Source organism: Pseudomonadales bacterium (genome assembly GCA_024234615.1).
Classification (GTDB): domain Bacteria; phylum Pseudomonadota; class Gammaproteobacteria; order Pseudomonadales; family IMCC2047; genus JAJFKB01.
Genome location: JACKNY010000002.1, coordinates 86,864 through 98,957, shown reverse-complemented (window position 1 = coordinate 98,957; position 12,094 = coordinate 86,864). Strand labels below are relative to the sequence as shown.

General features: G+C 46.0%; 9 protein-coding genes. 7 read left to right on the top strand and 2 right to left on the bottom strand.

Annotation, left to right across the window (positions count from 1 at the left end; translation table 11 throughout):
• The first annotated feature begins 135 nt into the window (after positions 1-135).
• The 7 genes from lepA to pdxJ all read left to right on the top strand — a co-directional run bounded on the left by lepA (position 136) and on the right by pdxJ (position 6,476).
• A complete protein-coding gene (gene lepA / locus H6995_09640; protein ID MCP5215256.1) occupies positions 136-1,935 on the top strand; it encodes an elongation factor 4 in 1,800 nt (599 codons plus the stop codon).
• Positions 1,936-2,009: 74 nt separating this feature from the next.
• Positions 2,010-2,777, top strand: coding sequence for a signal peptidase I (gene lepB, locus H6995_09635; GenBank protein MCP5215255.1), 768 nt, complete (start codon positions 2,010-2,012; stop codon positions 2,775-2,777).
• 75 nt (positions 2,778-2,852) lie between these two features.
• Positions 2,853-3,221 (top strand): DUF4845 domain-containing protein, encoded by a 369-nt coding sequence (locus H6995_09630; protein MCP5215254.1) that lies wholly within the window; start codon positions 2,853-2,855, stop codon positions 3,219-3,221.
• Positions 3,218-3,916, top strand: a complete 699-nt coding sequence (rnc, locus tag H6995_09625) for a ribonuclease III (GenBank protein ID MCP5215253.1) — start codon at positions 3,218-3,220, stop codon at positions 3,914-3,916. The genes H6995_09630 and rnc overlap by 4 nt, the downstream gene beginning before the upstream one ends.
• Positions 3,917-4,022: 106 nt before the next feature.
• A complete protein-coding gene (era, locus tag H6995_09620) occupies positions 4,023-4,943 on the top strand; it encodes a GTPase Era (protein MCP5215252.1) in 921 nt (306 codons plus the stop codon).
• A gap of 59 nt (positions 4,944-5,002) precedes the next feature.
• The gene (gene recO, locus H6995_09615; GenBank protein MCP5215251.1) at positions 5,003-5,755 is read left to right on the top strand and encodes a DNA repair protein RecO; all 753 of its coding nucleotides are present in this window, start codon (positions 5,003-5,005) and stop codon (positions 5,753-5,755) included.
• Positions 5,739-6,476: a pyridoxine 5'-phosphate synthase gene (gene pdxJ, locus H6995_09610; GenBank protein ID MCP5215250.1), complete on the top strand. Its 738-nt coding sequence runs from the start codon at positions 5,739-5,741 to the stop codon at positions 6,474-6,476. The genes recO and pdxJ overlap by 17 nt, the downstream gene beginning before the upstream one ends.
• A 78-nt stretch (positions 6,477-6,554) precedes the next feature.
• Here the strand turns inward: pdxJ and H6995_09605 are convergent, their stop codons facing one another.
• Together H6995_09605 and H6995_09600 are read right to left on the bottom strand one after the other, a co-directional pair.
• A complete protein-coding gene (locus tag H6995_09605) occupies positions 6,555-8,870 on the bottom strand; it encodes a TonB-dependent receptor (GenBank protein ID MCP5215249.1) in 2,316 nt (771 codons plus the stop codon).
• 245 nt (positions 8,871-9,115) lie between these two features.
• A complete protein-coding gene (locus H6995_09600; GenBank protein ID MCP5215248.1) occupies positions 9,116-11,818 on the bottom strand; it encodes a response regulator in 2,703 nt (900 codons plus the stop codon).
• Positions 11,819-12,094: the final 276 nt, after the last annotated feature.

The window sequence follows — 12,094 nt, the reverse complement described above, 5'->3', positions numbered from 1 at the left end:
TAAGCAATCCGTAAATCATAATTTACCGCCCAGTGAGAGCGCGAAAATAGCAACTGATTTGACAGCCTTTGAAATAGCGCTCTGTCTGCAAATCATGTAGACTTGCCTCCCCAATTTTCTAATAGAATCATATTAGTGAGCGAACTGAAACACATCCGCAACTTTTCGATAATTGCCCACATTGACCATGGCAAATCAACCCTAGCTGATCGCTTTATCCAACACTGTGGTGGCTTAAGCGTGCGTGAAATGTCCGCGCAGGTACTGGACTCGATGGATATTGAGCGTGAGCGCGGTATTACTATTAAAGCGCAGAGCGTAACGCTTCATTATGCCGCTAAGGATGGCAATACTTATCAGCTCAATTTCATTGATACTCCGGGACATGTAGATTTTTCCTATGAAGTCTCGCGCTCCTTGGCATCCTGTGAAGGCGCATTATTGGTAGTGGACGCCGCGCAGGGCGTAGAGGCACAATCGGTCGCCAATTGCTATACCGCGATTGAGCAAGGGCTGGAAGTGGTGCCGGTATTGAATAAGATGGATCTTCCGCAGGCTGAGCCGGAGCGGGTAATGCGTGAAATTGAAGAAGTGATTGGCATTGATGCCCATGAGGCGGTTCATGTCAGTGCCAAAAGCGGTATGGGTATCGAGGATGTACTGGAGCAAATTGTCAAGTTGGTGCCGCCACCACAGGGTGATAGAAATGCACCATTGCAGGCACTGATTATCGATTCCTGGTTTGATAACTACCTCGGAATTGTGTCTTTAGTGCGTGTACGTCAAGGTGTGCTGCGCAAGAAAGATAAGATTTTGGTGAAGTCTACTGGGCTCGCTTACCAGGTCGATGGTGTTGGCGTATTCACTCCTAAACGTCTGGAAACAGGTATTTTGCAAGCGGGTGAAGTGGGCTTTTTGGTGGCGGGTATTAAGGACATTTCTGGTGCGCCAGTTGGCGATACCCTGGTATCGGCAAAGGCACCTGATACTAAGGCGTTGCCAGGGTTTCAAAAGGTAAAGCCGCAGGTCTATGCAGGAATGTTTCCGGTCAGTGCGGATGATTATGAAGATTTCCGTGATGCATTAGCAAAGCTTAGTCTCAATGATGCTTCATTGTTTTATGAGCCAGAAAGTTCTGATGCCTTGGGGTTTGGCTTTCGTTGTGGTTTTTTGGGTATGCTGCATATGGAAATCGTCCAGGAACGTCTGGAGCGGGAATATGATCTGGACCTTATTACGACTGCGCCGACGGTGGTGTATGAGGTGGTTAACAATAAGGGTGAAGTCATTTTGGTTGATAACCCCTCAAAACTGCCAGATCCAGCATCGATTCAAGAGATGCGTGAGCCTATTGTCGAAGCACATATTTTGGTGCCACAAACACATTTGGGCAGTGTCATCACACTTTGTGTCGAAAAACGGGGTGTGCAGAAAGACATGCAGTTCTTGGGTGGGCAGGTCTCTGTCACCTATGAATTGCCGATGAATGAGGTCGTGCTAGACTTTTTTGATCGTTTAAAATCCGTCAGTCGTGGCTATGCCTCTTTGGACTATAGTTTTAAACGCTTTGAACCAGCCAGCCTAGTCAGATTGGATATATTGATTAATGGTGAAAAAGTAGACGCATTAGCGCTGATTATTCATCGCGAGGATATTCGCAATCACAGTCGTCTGCTGACGGAGAAAATGAAAGAATTAATTCCCCGGCAAATGTTTGATGTTGCGATACAGGCAGCGGTTGGCAATCAAATTGTTGCACGCCAAACCGTTAAGGCGCTGCGTAAAAACGTGACGGCTAAATGCTATGGCGGTGACGTTAGTCGTAAAAAGAAATTGTTGCAAAAGCAGAAAGAAGGCAAGAAACGCATGAAACAAGTGGGCCGCGTGGAAATTCCACAGGATGCCTTTCTGGCGGTGTTAAAGGTAGACAAATAGACGGGCAGGTTGCCGTTATCCAATAACCTACTCAGAGACTAACTGTGTAAAATGAATAGGGCGGGAGTTAACCCATGGAAATAGATTTTCCACTAATACTGGTGTCAGCCGTGTTAATCACTGGCGCGATTTGGCTATTGGACATTATTTGGCTGGCACCGACTCGAAAAAAACGATCAGGAGATGAATCGAGTCAAGAGCCTGCGTTGGTCGAATATGCTAAATCCTTTTTTCCGGTGCTCTTTATTGTACTAGTATTGCGTTCATTCCTTTATGAACCCTTCCAAATTCCGTCTGGCTCTATGTTGCCTACCTTACAAATTGGTGATTTTATCCTAGTGAATAAGTACCACTATGGTTTACGTTTGCCGGTGTTAGGAACCAAAGTGATCTCTATTAACGAGCCCGAACGTGGGGATGTGATGGTTTTCAAGTTTCCTGAAAACCATAAAATCAACTATATTAAGCGTGTGATAGGTCTACCCGGAGACCGCATTAAATACCAAAATAAGCAGTTATTTATTAATGATGAGCCAATGGCACAGGCGTTGGTTGCACAGTTACCGCCAGCCAGTCCGCGCATTCAGTTGCTACAGGAGCAATTGGGTGAGGTCAATCACAGTATCTACAAAAATATGGCGCCGGCCTTTGATTCAGGCGAGTGGGTTGTTCCCGAGGGGCACTATTTTATGATGGGTGATAATCGTGATAATAGTAACGACAGCCGTTATTGGGGTTTCGTACCGGATCAGCTGGTGGTGGGTCGCGCGGTATTGGTTTGGATGCATTGGGATAAATTCTGGAGCCTGCCCAGTTTTGCGCACGTTGGATCGATAGACTAAAGTTAACTGACGGATGGTTGAATACGGGGTGTTCGACTGCCGACTTGCAATACCCATGATATTGAGGACATGACAGTGATATTAAAAAGACAAACCGGGTTAAGCTCGCTGGGGATGCTGTTGGTCGTGATATTGGTTGTAGGGGGGATGCTGCTAGCGATGAAACTTATCCCTCTGTATATTGATGATTATGCAATTGGCAAAGCGCTATCGACTTTGCAGGATGAGAAAGAGCTTTACGACTCTCCCAAGCCTAATATACGCAATATATTGCGCCGGAAGCTGACGGCCGACTACACTCGCGATCTGCTGGATGATGAAATTGTTATCACCAAGAATAAAGGTGAACTGCTGATTGATGTTGTATATGAAGCCCGTGTACCCGTAGTGTATAACCTCGATATTGTCGCCAAATTTGAACATCATTTCGTGCAGAAACAGTGAAGCCAGATATAGAAAAATTATCACGCGACATTAATTACCAATTCCGCGATCCAGCTCTTCTCAGGACAGCCCTAACGCACAGCAGCGCGGGCAAAAATAATAATGAGCGCTTTGAATTTTTAGGCGATTCCATTCTGGGCTGGGTGATTGCTGAAGCGATTTTTCAACGTTTTCCCCGAGCGAAAGAGGGTGAGATGAGTCGGTTGCGCGCGAGCCTTGTCAAAGGTGTAACTCTGGCAAAGATTGCGCGCGAGTTTCAGTTGGGTGATTACCTCAATCTTGGACAGGGTGAAATGAAGAGTGGCGGCCATCGTCGTGATTCGATCTTGGCAGATGCGATGGAGGCCCTGATCGGAGCAATTTACTTAGACTCAGACAGTGAAACTTGTAAGCAGCAGGTGCTGTCCTGGTTTGAGGAGCGCCTCAGTAACCTATCGATAGAGGATAATCAAAAAGACGCTAAAACGTTACTTCAAGAATACCTGCAGGCGCGCAAACAGCCGTTACCTAGCTACCAGGTTCAAGCCACCCATGGTAAAGAACATCAACAGGTATTTGAGGTCATCTGCGAAGTACCGTTACTAGACCAACCCTTGGTAGGAACAGGTAACAGCAAACGGCAGGCAGAGCAGCATGCTGCACGTCAGGCAATTATCGCAATCAAGCACGATGCTCAAGCAAAAAAAACTAACTAATCATCCTTTTTGGAGGTTAGAAAAAAGTACAGAATCCTCTCTTGTCTTATTTAAAGCGCCGAGCTTTGAGCTAGTTAGCTCCGCTATCGAGATGTTAAACTAAACCATGTCAAATAATAATTTCCAGTTCACCGTTAAGCAGGGTAAATCCGGCTATGTCGCCATTGTAGGGCGGCCCAATGTGGGCAAATCAACGCTGTTGAATCGCATTCTTGGTCAGAAAATCAGTATTACCTCGCGCAAGCCGCAAACCACCCGCCATCAAATATTGGGTGTTAAAACCGTTGCGGATTCACAGGTTATCTACGTGGATACGCCTGGTTTGCATAAGGACAAAAAGCATGCCCTCAATCGCTATATGAATCGAGCAGCATCCAGTGCGTTACGTGATGTTGATTTGGTGGTGTTTGTTATTGAACGTACCGCCTGGACCGATGAAGATGAGCTAGTGCTGGAGAAAATTAAACAAATTCAATGTCCCGTTATTTTAGCGCTGAATAAAGTTGATCAGGTTGCGGATAAGGACAAATTATTACCCTGGATTCAACAGCTTTCGAGCAAAATGTCCTTCGCTGAAATACTCCCGATAGCTGCTTTAAATGGCGATAATGTTGAAGCCCTGGAGAAGGAAATAGCCAAACGTTTATCTGAAGGCACGCACTACTTCCCGGAAGATCAGGTGACGGATCGCAGTGAACGCTTTATGGCGGCGGAATTAGTGCGTGAAAAAATTATGCGCCGCCTAGGGGACGAAATTCCCTACCAGGTCGCCGTGGAAATCGAAGAGTTTAAACGCGATAAAAAGCTTGTGACTATTCGGGCTCTGATTCTGGTTGAACGAGAAGGCCAGAAAAAAATTATTATTGGTAAAAAGGGTGAGCAAATAAAAGCCATTGGTCGTGATGCGCGTTTAGATATGGAAAAACTCTTTGATTCGAAGGTGATGCTCACGCTCTGGATTAAGGTAAAATCAGGTTGGTCCGATAGTGATCGTGCTTTGCGAAGTTTGGGTTATGACGATATGTAACCTATGGTTTAGTTTGACCTGTCAGTGGGCCAAAATCAGTGGCCAGCGAATCCTAAAAAATGTTTAGTAAGGTTGAGCTGCAACCTGCCTATGTTCTGCACACGCGGCCCTACCGCGAGACCAGCATGCTGGTGGATTTTATTACTCCTCAATATGGCCGTGTCAGCGCAATTGCTAAAGGCGCAAGAGGGGGTAAAGCTAGCCGTCAACCTATCTTACAGCCCTTTGGCAGAATTTTGGTTTCCTGGCAGGGCAAGACCGAGTTAAAGAACTTGGTCGCGGTTGAAGATCAATATACACGTTTGATGTTGCATGGTAACGCGCTGTTCAGCGGTATGTACGTCAATGAACTACTGGTCAATTTGCTTAAGACGCAGGATCATTGTGAACAACTGTTCAATCGATACGAAATATTGGTACAACAGCTCGCCACGCAGAACGACATAGAACCAGCGCTAAGATATTTTGAAAAGCACTTACTGGAAGAGTTAGGCTATGGTATTCCCTTTCCTTCGCTACAGGGGCAGGATGTCGAAAAGGCTGACCTGAAGAATTCAAATTTAATTTACTATTACGCCGCAGATGGCCAATTTATTGAACTGGTGGATGAACCTCAGCCAGCACAATTTGCGCGATGTTTTAAAGCAGAAAGCTTGTTGGCAATAGCAAAAAATCAGCTGGACGATTTAGACCAACTGCGCGCGGCCAAACGATTAATGCGTTTGGCCTTTACTCCTTTGCTCGGCAACCGTACGCTTCGCAGCAGAGAGCTATTTAAGAAAAAAGGTCCGAATTATGAACGACAAGAATAGAGTGTTACTGGGTGTCAATATTGATCATATCGCCACTTTGCGGCAAGCGCGTGGTACGCGTTATCCCGACCCGATTCAAGCCGCGATAGAGGCGGAGGAGGCGGGGGCTGATGGTATTACCGTACATTTGCGTGAGGACAAGCGGCATATCCAAGATAGAGACGTCATCCTGCTCAATGATATCCTGCAAACGCGGATGAATTTGGAAATGGCGGCGACTGATGAGATGGTTGCATTTGCAGTAAAGATCAATCCAGCGCATTGCTGTCTGGTGCCAGAACGCCGCGAGGAATTGACGACAGAAGGTGGTTTGGATGTGGCTTCACAGGAAGCGAGAGTGCAAGCGGTGACGCAACAGTTGAATACTCAGGGAATACAGGTATCGCTTTTTATCGACCCGGATCCCGTACAAATTGAGGCAGCAGTGCGCTGTGGCGCCGCCGCCATAGAAATCCATACTGGGCATTATGCGGATGCAACCAATGAACAACAACGGCAGATAGAGCTGAGTCGAATCTCCGATGGTGTTGCGTTTGCTCTAAAGCAAGGTTTAGTGGTGAACGCTGGGCATGGCCTGCATTATCATAACGTTGAGGAAATAGCCGCCATACCCGGCATTAACGAACTCAATATCGGTCATGCTATTATTGCCCGCGCGGTTTTTACTGGGCTAAAGCAAGCGATTTGGGAGATGAAACAGCTGATTCTGGCAGCGAGTTAAGACTCTTTCTGAAAAATTTTTTGTGACTCACAAAAAAGCCCCGGTTAGTAAGCTAACCGGGGCTTTTTGCAGTCTGCTTTAGAAACTATAGTTGACGTTCACACCCCACCAGCGTGGTGGCGCATAGAACTGCTGGTTAAAGCCAGCAGGACCGGTGAAGTCAAAGGTGTAGACACGATACTCCTCATCCGCCAGATTCTTCACGTAGGCGGCCAAGGTAAGGTTGTCGGATACCTTATAGCCAATGCGCGCGTTGAACACGGTATAGGAGTCCTCTTTGGAAATATCACTGTTGGTAATATCAAAGTAGTGTTCGCCCTGATGGTTAAAGTCCACCTGAATTGATAGTGCTTCAGTAGCTTGGAAACGCACTAGGCCATTAAAGGAGAATTCAGGTGCTAGCACCATTTCAGTTCCTTTAAAACTGGCTCCTTGCACAAGGACTTCGTCAACTTCTGTGTCTAGGAAGCTGGCACCAAGGCTAATATCCCAGCTATCGTTGGGTAGCCACACCATTTCAAGATCCAAACCCATAACTTCGGCATCAGAGTTATTAATAAACTGACTTAACCCTGAAAAAGTGAGAGCTTGGTAATCTTGGTAGTCGTAATAAAATGCCGTAGCATTAAAGCGTAAAGCCCCGTCGGCCAATGTAGTCTTGATGCCGATTTCATAAGAATTTAGAATCTCTTCGTCATAGGGTGTGTTCTCTGGAAGGATACCATCTGTTAAATCCAAGAAACCACCATTAAATCCGCCACTCTTAAACCCTTTTGAATAACTGACAAAGACCAATGTATCGTCGGTAGGTCTGAAGTCGAGGCCTATTTTTCCAGATACGTTGCTGTTATCAATATCTCCTTTAAAGGCAAACCAACTGGGCGGGAACATATCCAGAGTGCTTAATTCCTGTAGGAAATTAGTTAACACGCCATCTGCATTATCGATAACGCCGTTACTATCTCTGTCACCGAAAGCGTTTCCGTAGTCGAAGTCGCGTTCTTCAGTGGTATAACGTAAACCCACAATCAGGGTTAAGTTATCGGCTAAATTGTATTCAACCTGACCAAATGCCCCTAGTGACTCGGTTTCCTGCTCATAGCCAACGTCGTAAGTTAGGAAAGGAATGAGCGCACCAGGGTCTGCTCCCGGCATATAGCCAGCCAGAGCTCCTAACCCGCCTTCGAATCCGCCATCTGCTTCTGGTAAGTTTTCCAAAAAGTCGACAAACCCATCCGGGTTATTGATTTCCAGGTAAAGTGAATTATCTGCTTCCGACTCAAAATAGTAGACGCCAGCGACCCAGTTCATGTTTTCCGTTTCGCCGCTAAATCTGAATTCTTGGCTGAACTGTTCGAGGTCCGCTTTAAAAGTTGGCTCAATTGCTGCGAATGGACCCATGTCAGTATCTTCCTGGTGTATTTTGTCTACATTTTCTATACCTGTGATAGATACAAATTTAACATTCTCGCCAGCCCAGTTTAATTGCAGTGAAACACCATCGCTTTCAATATCCAGAACGCCTTTACGGTCATAGTCACCTTCAAAGGGATCGCCGTCAGAGTCTGCATACCCATATAAATCGGTAGGGTCTGCTGCGCCGTCACCGTCAAAGTCGGTTGGTTCATGTTGGTATTTAGGTGCAACGGTATCTGTTTCACCACCATGCACATTCAGCAACGCACTAAAGTTTTCACTCAGATCAAAATTCAACTGTACACGATAAGCAAAACTGTTTGCTTCATTGGCATCCGGTCCGATGCGGTTATCAACATAACCATCGTGATCGTTGGTCGCGATCGATACGCGGCCTTGGATTGCGTCTGTTAAACTACCGCCAATAGCGCCTTCAAATTTAACTTGGTTATATTCAGCCAAGCTTAAATCCAGATAACCTTCCATTTCTTTGGTCGGCTTCTTAGAAATGAAATGTACTAATCCACCCGTTGCGTTACGGCCATAGAGCGTACCCTGAGGGCCGCGCAGCACTTCCACACGTTCCATATCGAACAGTTGGAAGGTCAAGCCCGGCATCGCAGATTGATAGATTTCATCGCGATAAACGGCGATAGGGCCTTCATTGTTGTCGTTGAAGTCATTGAGACCAACACCGCGTAATGTGATAGATGGGTTGTTGCCTTCGCCGACGGGGGTGCCGATATTGAGGCCAGGTGTTTGCCCGGCGATATCGACGCTGTTAGTCATATTCAGTTCACGTAAAGCGTTTCCTGAAAAAGCGGTAACCGCGACGCTGACATCCTGAAGGTTTTGTTCTCGTTTTTGTGCTGTAACGACCACTTCTTCCAGCACGGCGGCTGAAGTCAATGAACTCAATGTCGCAGCTGATACCACTGACATTGCTAATACAAGCGCTCTTTTAGTATGCACCACCATAAACTGCCCCTCTCTTATGATTATTAGCCTGTAAATTTACGTACCGCTGGTATATAAAACCCTCAAATTCTTTTGCAGCAATGCTACAGAACAACACGGGTGTTGCCAACTATACAGCATCAGTTTAGCCCAATAGAACTAATTTTTCTTGGTTTAAAAGGAACTAGTGTATTGACTGGAAGTGCAATGGTGGATTTGAGCAATTGCCGATTCAATAATATTGCCCGGACTTTAAGCATTGAGCCTCAAGGATTAGAGTTAGCAGAGTTGGCCCAAGGATTGCTTTTTGCCCATAGCTTGATTTGTTCACTTTCAAATATTATGCGGCTGATGAGCTGATCAATTTCATCGGTTCGCTGTTGCTTCAGAGCTATTTCAGCGCCTTCTGCAGCATCTCGCAGTGCGGGTACACCGCAATAACGCGCCGCACCATGTAACCGATGCACCTGAAATAACAGATTTTTGAAATCTTTCTTTTGCAGTGTTTGGGTAATATCGCTCAGCTCTTTGTCCAGGTTATTGAGCAGCATTTGAAATAGTTCCTTCGCCAGCTCCTCTTTATCACCCGCCAGTTTGATAGCCAGTGGTAGATCAACGATAGGTGTGGTTGCTTCGAGCTCATGGTCTACGGGTAACTCGAAAGGTTGTGTTGGTGGTGGCGGAGTGTTGTTTGGGCATGGTTGTTGGACTTTGACGAGGTTGATATCTGTCCATTGCAAAATGGTATCGACCAATTGTTGTTCTGTCACCGGTTTGCTCAGATAGTCATCCATGCCGTTACGCAACAGCTCACTTTTTTCGGAAGCCAAGGCATGTGCAGTGAGGGCAATAATGGGGATATCACGATAGAGGCTGGGCTTTCTCCGAATCAAGCGAGTGACTTCGACGCCATCCATGCCGGGCATTTGAATATCCATAAAAATAAGGTCAAAAGAGTGGACTTTTAACTGCTCAAGTGCCTGCAGACCACCGTCGGCTTCAGTAACAGTTGAACCTATATCACCCAACAGCGAACTAACCAGTTGTAAATTTGCAGGATTATCATCGACCACCAGCACTTTGGGAGGGCGGTCAAATTGAACGGTCTCATTTTCCTGCGGCTGTGGAGCGTTGCTTGCGGTCTGCTCATGCGTGTTCGTGAGCTGCATTAAGGCTTGGTAAAGTTCCTGATAGCGTATTGGTTTTGATAGCATCTTCGTCTCGCCGCCCACCAGTCCACTTGGGGCGGTGTTGGCCTCTACCGTGTAATTTAGCAACAGAGTAGGACACTGGTATTTTGTGTCTAGTTGATTGGCTAGCGAACAGTAATCCTGTTTGTTAAGAGCTGAGAAGTTTAAGCTGATTATTGCGACGTCAAAGGCGGTGGTCTCAGCTGAGCTTTCTATTATCGCTTCTAGCTCTTCTAGGTTTCCGGTGGTTACGACATCGATTTGCCATTCTTTCAGCAATTGAGATAAAGACATTCGAACCAGTGGATGGCTATCGTAAAGGGCAATACGGCGACCGACCAAGGCATTAAAATTACCTGTTTTGGAGAGGTTTTGAGTAATTTTTGCATGGAAGGTAAACCAGAAATTAGCGCCATGATTTAGCTGGCTGTTAACGCCAATTTCCCCGTTCATCTGTTCTGTCAGTTGCTTCGCAATCACTAAGCCAAGCCCGGAGCCACCGAATTGCCGTGTCGTGGTGGTGTCAGCTTGGCTAAAGACTTGAAATAATTTTTGTTGTTTTTCTTTGGCGATTCCGATGCCGGTGTCCGTAACGCTAATTTTAAAAATTGCGGTATCACCGGTTTTTTCTTCCATCCCAAGACGTATGGCAATACTGCCCTTGCGGGTAAACTTAATAGCATTACTCACTAGGTTGGTCAGAATTTGTTTAAGACGCAACGGGTCGGCGAGCAGTTGATTGGGTAGGTTGGGTGCATAAATTGCCACTAATTCAAGTTGCTTTTCATGGGCGGAGGGCGCTAACACGGTTAGCACATCTTCGATAATTTCTCTTAAATCAAGCGCAATTTCATCCAAGGCGACCTTGCCCGCTTCAATTTTAGAAAAATCGAGAATGTCATTAATGATTTGCAGCAGTCCAAGAGAGGATTTTTTAATGGTGGATAGAAAGTCCATTTGTCGAGCATCGAGCGGTGATTTTAAAAGTAAATCCGTAAAGCCGATAATAGCGTTGAGTGGTGTGCGGATTTCATGGCTCATATTGGCGATAAATTGCGATTTTATTTCACTTATTTTTAGTGCCTCCTGACGGGCCTGATCAATTGCTTGCTGTTGCATTGCAATGGAGTGTTTTAATTGGCGATAGCCCTTGGCGTATTGCTGCTGTATTTCCGGAGGCGCATTGCGGTAGATGCTTAGCCGTCGAAAGTAGCCAATGGTGAAGATAAAAAGGATGAGATTGATACATCCCAGCAATACTGCACCGCCAATGGCGTAGCTGCACAGCAGTTCGCGCAGGTGGTCAGTGCTCGTAGTGTTTAAGCCGAGGATAATGTAGCCTCGGGGCACCGCGACGTCAGTCAAACCACCTGAACCGTAATCTGGTTCGGTGATGGGCTGTGACAGATAGAGCAGATTATTCTGGCGAACACTATAGGTCTCGGTTTGTTTAAACGTATCGACGAGTGCATGCGGAATGTTGGCACCTGAACGGGCGATCGTTTGGCCGTCGGCATCAATAAATAAAGTTGCTTCAACCCGTTCGATAGTTAAAAGCTGTTGCACGAACCGGTTACGCTGCTCTTGGTTCCGGTCAAGTTGTCGATATTGCCATGCAATGGCTATGCTACGGCCAATCTGCTCAGCCTGTGCGGCTAAGTTGTGGTCAATCTCATTTGCCTGTGTGAGGGTTTTTTTCAATAGCATCGCCCCGCTGATATTGATGACAATCAATAGCGTCAAACCGATCAGAATAGCGGGCGTTTTACTCGTGTTCATTCTTATGTTGGTAGCACTTATGAGTGATTAGCTAAAATGTCAGCGATAATTATTCGAGTTAAACTGATAAGAACAGACTAGGACATCTATGGGTATCGGACAAGTCTTGTTCATTGCGTGGTATGAAAATAATAAGGCTAGTCGGTGTGTGTTGGTGGCAGGAATAGCTAATCTGGCTTTAATGTTATTACCAATCGCTATGTGGTTAGTTGGATAGAATATTATGCGGCCAATCGTTTAGAACGTATCATATTGCCAGCCAGGTATTGAGCCTTT

What these genes read in the sequence shown, in the direction of transcription:
- H6995_09605 (MCP5215249.1), bottom strand. Translation starts at nt 8,870, where the DNA reads ATGGTGGTGCATACTAAAAGAGCGCTTGTATTAGCAATGTCAGTGGTA.
- lepB (MCP5215255.1), top strand. Translation starts at nt 2,010, where the DNA reads ATGGAAATAGATTTTCCACTAATACTGGTGTCAGCCGTGTTAATCACT.
- pdxJ (MCP5215250.1), top strand. Translation starts at nt 5,739, where the DNA reads ATGAACGACAAGAATAGAGTGTTACTGGGTGTCAATATTGATCATATC.
- recO (MCP5215251.1), top strand. Translation starts at nt 5,003, where the DNA reads ATGTTTAGTAAGGTTGAGCTGCAACCTGCCTATGTTCTGCACACGCGG.
- era (MCP5215252.1), top strand. Translation starts at nt 4,023, where the DNA reads ATGTCAAATAATAATTTCCAGTTCACCGTTAAGCAGGGTAAATCCGGC.
- H6995_09600 (MCP5215248.1), bottom strand. Translation starts at nt 11,818, where the DNA reads ATGAACACGAGTAAAACGCCCGCTATTCTGATCGGTTTGACGCTATTG.